Origin of the sequence: Hydrogenophaga sp. (genome assembly GCF_036675665.1) — a bacterium.
Classification (GTDB): domain Bacteria; phylum Pseudomonadota; class Gammaproteobacteria; order Burkholderiales; family Burkholderiaceae_C; genus Hydrogenophaga.
Genome location: NZ_JAKFEO010000102.1, coordinates 1 through 2,906, shown reverse-complemented (window position 1 = coordinate 2,906; position 2,906 = coordinate 1). Strand labels below are relative to the sequence as shown.

Here is a 2,906-nt window from a genome sequence, read left to right as displayed (position 1 = left end):
CTTGCCGCTCTTCCAGTTGTAGTAGATCTTCTTGTAGGGGCAGCCGCTCACGCACATGCGCCAGCCGCGGCACTTGTCCTGGTCGATCAGCACGATGCCGTCTTCCTCGCGCTTGTAGATCGAACCCGATGGGCACGAGGCCACGCAGGCCGGGTTGAGGCAGTGCTCGCACAGGCGCGGCAGGTACATCATGAAGGTGTTCTCGAACTCCCCCACCATGGCCTTCTGCGCGGCCTCGAAGCCGTTGAAGTTGGCGTCCTTGCTGCGCTTGGAAAACTCGCCGCCCAGGATCTCCTCCCAGTTCGGGCCCCACTCGATCTTCTCCATGCGCTTGCCGGTGATCAGGCTGCGCGGACGCGCGGTGGGCGCGTGCTTCATCTCGGGCGCCGACTGCAGGTGGTCGTAGTCGAAGGTGAAGGGTTCGTAGTAGTCGTCGATCTCCGGCAGGTGCGGGTTGGCGAAGATCTTCATCAGCAGCTGCCACTTGCCCCCTTGCTTGGGCACGATGGAGCCGTCGGCACGGCGGGTCCATCCGCCCTGCCACTTCTCCTGGTTCTCCCACTCCTTCGGGTAGCCGATGCCGGGCTTGGTCTCGACGTTGTTGAACCAGGCGTATTCCACGCCGGGGCGGTTGGTCCAGACGTTCTTGCAGGTGACCGAACAGGTGTGGCAACCGATGCACTTGTCCAGGTTGAGCACCATGCCGATTTGTGCGCGTATTTTCATGATTCAGGCTCCTTCGGATCGACGGGTGTTCAAGGGTTTTCGCCTTGCGATTGGTACGCTCGAATGAGGTGGTCGTCGGCCGGTGTGTCGAGCCAGTCCACCTTGTCCATCTTGCGCACCACGACGAACTCGTCGCGGTTGGTGCCGATCGTTCCGTAGTAGTTGAAGCCGTAGCTGAGCTGCGCGTAGCCGCCGATCATGTGGGTCGGCTTGAGCACGATGCGCGTGACCGAGTTGTGGATACCACCGCGCACGCCGGTGATCTCCGAGCCCGGGGTGTTGATGATCTTTTCCTGTGAGTGGTACATCATCACCATGCCCGGGTTCACGCGCTGGCTCACCACCGCACGCGCGGCCACCGCGCCGTTGATGTTGAACAGCTCGACCCAGTCGTTGTCCTCGATGCCGGCGCTCTTCGCGTCGTCCTCGCTCAGCCAGACCACGGTGCCGCCCCGGTTCAGGGTGAGCATCATCAGGTTGTCGCTGTAGGTCGAGTGGATGCCCCACTTCTGGTGCGGCGTGATGAAGTTCAGCACGATCTCCGCGTTGCCGTTGGACTTGATGTTGTGCACACCCGAGGTGGCTTTCAGGTCCACCGGCGGGCGGTAGCTGCCCAGGCCTTCGCCGAAGGCAATCATCCAGGGGTGGTCCTGGTAGAACTGCTGGCGGCCGGTGAGGGTGCGCCATGGAATGAGTTCGTGCACGTTGGTGTAGCCGGCGTTGTAGCTCACCGTCTCGCTCTCGATGCCGCTCCAGGTCGGGCTGCTGATGATCTTGCGCGGCTGGGCCTGGATGTCGCGGAAGCGGATCTTCTCGTCTTCGCGGTGAATCGCCAGGTGGGTGTGGTCGATGCCGGTCTGTTTGCCCAGCGCCTCCCAGGCCTTCACCGCCACGTGGCCGTTGGTCTCGGGGGCGAGTTGCAGGATGACTTCGCAGGCGTCGATGTCGGTCACGATCCTGGGCATGCCCTTGGTCACGCCCTCCTCCACCGTGGTGCCGTTGAGCTGGCCGAGCTGTTCCACCTCGGTGCCGGTCTTCCAGCCAATGCCCTTGCCGCCGTTGCCCAGTTTGTCGAGCAAGGGGCCCAGCGCCGTGAATCGTTTGAAGGTGTTGGGGTAGTCGCGCTCCACCACGGTGATCTGCGGCGCGGTCTTGCCGGGGATCAGATCGCAGTGGCCTTTGCGCCATTCCTTCACGTCGAACGGTTGCGCCAGTTCGCCCGGGGTGTCGTGCATGATGGGCGTGAGCACCACCTCTTTTTCGACACCCAGGTGGCCCACGCAGACCTCGCTGAAGGCCTGCGCAAAACCCTTGTAGATCTCCCAGTCGCTGCGGCTCTGCCACACCGGGTCCACCGCCGCCGACAGCGGGTGGATGAAGGGGTGCATGTCGCTGGTGTTGAGGTCGTTCTTCTCGTACCAGCTCGCGGTGGGCAGCACCACGTCGGAATACAGGCAGGTGGTGCTCATGCGGAAGTCGAGCGTGACCAGCAGATCGAGCTTGCCTTGGGGCGCGTGTTCGTGCCACACCACCTCGTCGGGTTTGGCGTCGTCCCGTCCCAGGTCCTTGCCCTGCACGCCGTTTTCGGTGCCCAGCAGGTGCTTGCAGAAATACTCGTGGCCCTTGCCGCTGGAGCCCAGCAGGTTGCTGCGCCAGACGAACATGTTGCGCGGCCAGTTCTGCGGCGCGTCCGGGTCCTCACAGCTCATGGCCAGCGTGCCGTCTTTCAACGCGCGCACCACGTAGTCCTTGGGGTCGAGCCCGGCGGCGGTGGCGTCCTTCACCACCTGCAGCGGATTGGTCTTGAGCTGGGGTGCGCTGGGCAGCCAGCCCATGCGCTCGGCGCGCACGTTGAAGTCGATCATGCTGCCGCCGAACGCGGCCTTGTCGGCCAGCGGGCTCACGATCTCCTCCATGCCGAGCTTTTCGTAGCGCCACTGGTCGGTGTGCGCGTAGAAGAAGCTGGTGCTGTTCATCTGGCGTGGCGGGCGTGCCCAGTCGGTGGCAAAGGCCAGCGGCACCCAGCCCGTTTGCGGGCGCAGCTTTTCCTGGCCCACGTAGTGCGCCCAGCCGCCACCGCTCTGGCCGATGCAGCCGCACATCATCAGCAGGTTGATCACGCCGCGGTAGTTCATGTCGGCGTGGTACCAGTGGTTCATGGCCGCGCCGATGATCACCAT

2 protein-coding genes are annotated in these 2,906 nt (G+C 63.9%); both read right to left on the bottom strand.

The window, feature by feature from the left end; translation table 11 throughout:
- On the bottom strand, positions 1 to 726 hold a 726-nt coding region (locus V6M63_RS22645; protein WP_332745593.1), incomplete at its 3' end, for a 4Fe-4S dicluster domain-containing protein.
- Between the two features lie 29 nt (positions 727 to 755).
- The coding region (locus V6M63_RS22640; RefSeq protein ID WP_332745591.1) for a nitrate reductase subunit alpha at positions 756 to 2,906 on the bottom strand (2,151 nt) is incomplete at its 5' end.